This window comes from Roseateles sp. P5_E11 (assembly GCF_054049355.1).
This window is the reverse complement of record NZ_JBFUMO010000420.1, coordinates 1-5,251: the sequence shown is the minus strand read 5'-3', so window position 1 is coordinate 5,251 and position 5,251 is coordinate 1. Positions and strand designations below refer to the sequence as shown.

At 68.7% G+C, this 5,251-nt stretch carries 6 protein-coding genes; 3 read left to right on the top strand and 3 right to left on the bottom strand.

Features of this window, described 5'->3' with window-relative positions:
* Positions 1-113 (top strand): 4Fe-4S dicluster domain-containing protein (locus tag ACXJKR_RS23585; RefSeq protein WP_457324878.1); only part of this gene is annotated, 113 nt, incomplete at its 5' end.
* Positions 114-182: 69 nt separating this feature from the next.
* A complete protein-coding gene (locus tag ACXJKR_RS23580) occupies positions 183-998 on the top strand; it encodes a DUF72 domain-containing protein (RefSeq protein WP_457324877.1) in 816 nt (271 codons plus the stop codon).
* Here ACXJKR_RS23580 and ACXJKR_RS23575 read toward each other — a convergent pair.
* Positions 995-1,612: an FMN-binding negative transcriptional regulator gene (locus ACXJKR_RS23575; protein ID WP_056197727.1), complete on the bottom strand. Its 618-nt coding sequence runs from the start codon at positions 1,610-1,612 to the stop codon at positions 995-997. The genes ACXJKR_RS23580 and ACXJKR_RS23575 overlap by 4 nt on opposite strands.
* A gap of 38 nt (positions 1,613-1,650) precedes the next feature.
* Here ACXJKR_RS23575 and fdhD point away from each other — a divergent pair, with 38 nt between their 5' ends.
* The gene (gene fdhD / locus ACXJKR_RS23570) at positions 1,651-2,415 is read left to right on the top strand and encodes a formate dehydrogenase accessory sulfurtransferase FdhD (RefSeq protein ID WP_457324876.1); all 765 of its coding nucleotides are present in this window, start codon (positions 1,651-1,653) and stop codon (positions 2,413-2,415) included.
* Here fdhD and ACXJKR_RS23565 read toward each other — a convergent pair.
* Positions 2,406-4,484: a diguanylate cyclase domain-containing protein gene (locus ACXJKR_RS23565; RefSeq protein ID WP_457324875.1), complete on the bottom strand. Its 2,079-nt coding sequence runs from the start codon at positions 4,482-4,484 to the stop codon at positions 2,406-2,408. The two genes, fdhD and ACXJKR_RS23565, sit on opposite strands and share 10 nt — an antisense overlap.
* On the bottom strand, positions 4,481-5,251 hold a 771-nt coding region (locus ACXJKR_RS23560; RefSeq protein WP_457324874.1), incomplete at its 5' end, for a tripartite tricarboxylate transporter substrate-binding protein. The genes ACXJKR_RS23560 and ACXJKR_RS23565, both read right to left, overlap by 4 nt.

Sequence of the window (5,251 nt, the reverse complement as noted above, 5' to 3'; positions counted from 1 at the left end):
TCAACGCGCAGAACTGCGTGCACTGCAAGACCTGCGACATCAAGGACCCGACGCAGAACATCGTCTGGGTCACGCCCGAGGGCGGCGGCGGGCCGAACTACGCGGGCATGTAAGCCCTCTTGCAATGCAAGCACCCTGGCCGATAGACTGTTTTTTCATACAGCCATCAGCCAGGAGTCGGCGTGAGCAACGGAACCATCAGGGTCGGTATCGGCGGCTGGAATTTCGAGCCCTGGCGCGACAACTTCTATCCCAAGGGCTGGCCGCAGGCCCGTGAGCTGGAATATGCGAGCCAACGCCTCACGGCCATCGAGATCAACAGCACCTACTACGGCGCGCAGAAGCCCGCCACCTTCGCCAAGTGGCGCGATACGGCACCCGCCGGCTTCATGTTCTCGCTCAAGGCCATCCGCTTCGCGACCCAGCGCCGCGTGCTGGCCGACGGGGCGGACTCCATCAAGCGCTTCATCGACAGCGGCATCGCCGAACTCGGCGACAAGCTCGGCCCCATCGTCTGGCAGTTGGCGCCGACGCACCGCTTCGACGCTGGCGATCTGACGGCCTTCCTGGAACTGCTGCCTGCTCAAGTCGATGGCCTGAAGCTGCGCCATGCACTGGACGTGCGCCATGCCAGCTTCCAGTGCCCCGAATACCTCGCGCTGGCCCGCCAGTACAAGGCCGCGACGGTGTTCACCGAGTCCGACGACTACCCGCCGATTGCCGAGCCGACGGGCGACTTCGTCTACACGCGCATCATGCGCACGCACTCGGAAGAGGCGCTGGGCTGCAAGCCCGAGGTCTTCCCGCAACTGGCCGGGTCGGCGCGCATCTGGAGCGAGGGCGGCGAGCCCGAGGGCGTGCCGCGCATCGAACCCGTACCCACGGCGAGCACGGCGCCGCGCGATGTCTTCGTCTACTTCATCAGCGGTGCCAAGGAGCGGGCGCCGCATGCCGCGATGGCGCTGCGCCGGGCGCTGGGCGAAGAGGTCCCTGTCTAGGCCTCCAATCGCGTCATCCATTCAGCCGTAGCGCGTTCTTCGGCCCGCTCGGAGGCCGCGAGCGCCTCGCGAATGCGCTGGCGTTCCACCGCCGCGCGGTTCTGGCTCATCTTGAGCTTGAGTTCCCAGCGCGTCACGCGGATGCGAAAGCCGACGATGGCACCCAGCAGCTTGCGCTGGTAGTCCTCGTTGAGGCCACGCCACTGCTCGGCGTACTCGGGCTCGAAGCGGCCGATCAGCCGCTTCAGCAGCCCATCCTTGTCGACCTGGCCGTCGATCAACTCGATGTCGCCATAGGCATGCAGGGCCGCATAGTTCCAGGTCGGCACGTTCTGCACCGCGTCATAGTGGCTCGGGCTGATGTAGGCGCTCGGGCCGCTGAAGACGGCCAGCAGGCTCTTCTGCTGTGACAGCCAACCCCAGTGCGGATTGGCGCGTGCCATATGGCCTTCCAGCACAAGGCCGTCCTGCTGCGGCACGACGACCAGCGGCAGATGGCTGCCGAAGCTCTCGCCCTGCGCATCCGGCCCGATCAGCAAGGCCAGCGGATGCTCGGCGATCAGGCGCAATGCATGGTCGAGGTCGGCAGACTTGAAATGGGCGGGCAGGTACACGGTGGCTCCAGCAAAACGAGGCTTCTATCATCGCCGCCATGCAAACCGAGGCCGCGCTGCGGACATTGAAACCCCTGAATACGGCGACTGACGAAGAGGTCGCCGCCGAGGTGCCCGTGGCGCTGACGGTCAACGACATCTCGCAGGCCGTCATGCTGGCCACGCCGGCCGATCTGGAGGACTTCGCCCTCGGCTTCGGCCTCGCGGAAGGTTGGTTCACGTCGCGGCGCGAACTGCTGGACGTCGAGATCGAGACCCGGCCCGAAGGCATCGAACTGGCCCTGACGGTGACCGCCGCCTGCGAGCAGCGCCTGAAGGTGCGCCGGCGCACCCTGGCAGGCCGCACCGGCTGCGGCCTGTGCGGCGTCGAAAGCCTGGCCCTGCTTGGCGCGCTGCAACCCGCCGCCGTCAGCGCGCCAACGCTGGCCCCGCAGGCGCTGGACCGGGCCCTGGCCGCCCTGCCCGCCGCGCAGGTGCTGAATGCGCGCTGCGGTGGTCTGCACGGTGCGGCGTGGTGCCTGCCCAGCGGTGAACTGCTGCTGGTGCGCGAGGATATCGGCCGCCATAACGCACTCGACAAGCTGACCGGCGCCCTCGCCCGTCGCGATACCGATCCGCGTGAAGGCTTCGTGCTGATGTCCAGCCGGGCCAGCTTCGAGCTCGTGCACAAGACGGCGATGGCCGGCGTCGGCTTGCTGGCCTGCATGTCGGCCCCCAGCAGTCTGGCCATTGCGACGGCGCGCGGCCTGGGGCTGGAGCTCTGGGCCTTCGTGCGCGAGGGCCGCGCGACGCGCTACGCCTGACGGTCGCTCAGCGCCATCGGCTCTGACGTTCGGGTTTCGCCTTCGCCGGCCAGGAAGCAGCGAATGACGATCTGATCGCGGCCGCAGCGCTTGGCTTCGTACAAGGCGTCGTCGGCCGCGGCGTACATGGCCTCCGGCGTCAGGTTGGAGCTCGGCGCGGCCCACCAGGCCAGGCCGAAGCTGGCGGTCACAACGCGCTGAGGGCTGCCCTCGTGAGGCAGAGCCAGGGCGTGCAGGGCAGCGCTGAGCTGGCTGACGAAATGCTCGGCCGTCTCGGCCGACGTGGCCGAGAAGATCACGCCGAACTCCTCGCCGCCCAGGCGGAACAGCGCATCGGTCGAGCGCTTGAGGGAGTCCTTGAGCGTCTGCGCCAGGGCCTTGAGGACGGCATCGCCGGCCTGGTGGCCGTAGCGGTCGTTGTAGGCCTTGAAATGATCCACGTCGAGCATGCACAAGGCCACGGCCTGGCCGCGCTGGGCGCCGGCCAGGGCGGCCAGGCAGACATCATTGAAATGACGCCGGTTGAAGGCGCCGGTCAGGGCGTCGACGATGGCCAGGTCGCGCAACTGGCGGTTTGCCGCCTCCAGGGCGCGGGCATCGTCATACAGCCGCTGCTCGTCAGCCTTGCGGCGGGAGATGTCCATGTGCGTGCCGGCCAATCGCAGCGGGCGCCCCTGGGCGTCACGCTCGAAGACGCTGCCGTTGCTCTGCACCCAGACCCAGTGGCCCTCGGCATGGCGCATGCGGAACTCGGCGGTGTAGCGCTCGTCCGCACCGCTGAAATGACGCTTCATCGCCAGGTTGGACTCGATGAGGTCGCCGGGATGGCAGAGTCTTTCCCAGGTCGTGCTCGTCACAGGTTCGAGTTCGGCGCGGTTGCGGCCCAGCATCTGGGCCCAACGCTCGTTGATGTCGAGCCGGCCGGTGTCGATATGCCAGTCCCAGGTGCCGGCCGCCGTGCCGTCCAGCACATTGGCCATGCGCTGGCGATCCTCGGCCAGGTCGGCCTCGGTCCGCTCCAGGCGGCGCCTGACGACGAGGCTGCGCGCCACCGCCAACGCGACGAGCAGGGTTGCCAGGCTGCCTGCGGCCAGGACCAGTAGCGGTGTTCTGTCACCTTCGCCAGCCAGCACGCCGGGCCGGGGCCTGAGCACCAGTTGCCAGGGGCGCCCGCCCACGTCGATGCTCAGCGCCGTGTCGCGCTCGTCGGACTGGAAGGGTTCACTGCCGGCCGATGAATAGATGAGCCGGTGCTTCTCCTCCTGGTCGAAGACGAAGACATCCAGGCCATTGGCGTCGGCCCGCAGCGCCGCCTCGGCCATCAGCGTCGGCAGCTCGATGACGCCGGCCAGGAAGCCCGTCAGCTCGCGGCGACGCGCCTCGACGCCCGCCGGCTGCGAGATCCGGTAGACCGGCGCGGACACCGCGAAGCCGCTGATGGCGGCCGCCTGCTGGCCAAGCCGGATCAACGGAAATGTCTCGGACGCGATGGGCACGCCGGCATCGCGGGCGAGCAGCTTGGAGCGCATGCGGCGCGGGTCGAAGGCCATGTCCACACCGACGGCGGAGCCGTTCTCGGGCCAGGAATAGCGCACCGGCACATGCATGTCGCGCTCGCGCGCGGCGATGAGCCCATCGCCCTGGTATTGCGGCGCCGGCTCGACGACGCGATAGCCCGGTTGCTCCAGATTCGCCTGCCTCTCGAACTCAGCCAGCTGCGCATGCGGCACGACGGGCTGCCACTCCAGCAGGGTCAGGGCCGAGGAATCGGTGACCAAGCCGGCGCCATAGCGTGCGAATTGAGCGCGCGTCAGCCCTGGTTGGGCCGACAACATCCGRCTGGCCGCCTGCAGCGTCTCCACCACCCTCACCAATTGCAGATCAAAGGCGCCGACGACGCTCTGCCCCATCGCGTTCAACAGCTCGCGCTGCTGGCCCGCAGCCTTCAGCGCCAGCGAGCGGTAGGCGCCCACGCTACCTGCCAGGCCCATCACCAAGATGAGCACGACCAGCGCCGCGTCCACGATCCAAGGCCAGAGTCGACGGCGCGACGGACTGCCCAGGCTCATGGCCGGGCCTCCAGCGTCGTCACGAGGCGCTCGTAGAACTGCCCCTGCTGGCGCAAGTACTGCGTCGGGTCCTTGACTGCGTGGATGCGCGCCGACGCGCTCAGCGCTTCGGTGCCGGCCTGCCATTCCGGATCGGCGGCGACCTTGTCGAGCAGTGCGCGCCAGCGCAGAACGGCCTCGGCCGGCATGCCCGCCGGCCCGAGCAGGGCCGACCARCCCTGCAATTGCTGCATATCGCGCAGGCCGAGCTCGGCGGCGTTCTGCAGCTGTGGCAGCGACCTCAGCCGCCCGTGGGCCGTCGTCATCAATCCACGCAGGGCGCCCGACTGCACGGCCGGCATGATGCTGCGCGCGGTGTTGCAGCTGAAATCCACCTCGCCGTTGAGCAGGGCCTGGGTGGCCAGTGAGTCCTGGCCGAAATGCACCGGCTTGGCCGCGTCGCCCGGCAGGCCGTTCAATGCCAACAGATAGCGCACGGCCAGGTTTTGCAGGGTGCCGGCACCGCTCGTGCTGTAGCGCAACTGCGCTGGCGTCGCGGCGATGGCTGCCAGCAACTCGCGCATGGACACAATGGGCGTGCCGCTGCGAACGGCGCAGATGAGCGGCGCCTGGTCGAGCACGGCCAACACCGTGAAGTCACTCAATGGCGCGGCCGTGCGTGGCGACAGCGCCGGCAGGATGGCAACGCTGCCCACCCGGGCCAGCAACAGCGTCAGGCCATCGGGCGCGGCTTGCCTGACAGCCCGCCCCGCTGCGGCGCCCGATTC